Here is a 228-nt window from a genome sequence, read left to right as displayed (position 1 = left end):
AAGTACTCGCTAATGTACTTTCTACTCTTTTAGAAAAAAGTAGCAGGCTAATCTTATTTCTTTTAGAGCCAATTCATGAATCCGCAGAGACTATTAGCGAGCAACTAAAGCTAAACTTTGCCATTACACATGTTACAACGGACAAAGCTGCTCTTAATGCATTCAATCAACACCAGTTTTCATTTGTGCTACTTGATGCAACCTCTTCTAGCGCTCAAAGCTCAAGTT

General features: G+C 37.7%; 1 protein-coding gene. It reads left to right on the top strand.

Going from position 1 to position 228, the window contains the following annotated elements:
• Positions 1–228, top strand: a 228-nt coding sequence (locus V6260_RS18800; RefSeq protein WP_341595591.1) for a hypothetical protein, incomplete at both ends; no start/stop codon positions are given.

The organism is Pseudoalteromonas aliena, from assembly GCF_038155085.1.
GTDB classification, from domain to species: domain Bacteria; phylum Pseudomonadota; class Gammaproteobacteria; order Enterobacterales; family Alteromonadaceae; genus Pseudoalteromonas; species Pseudoalteromonas aliena_A.
This window is presented reverse-complemented; position numbering and strand designations above follow the sequence as displayed.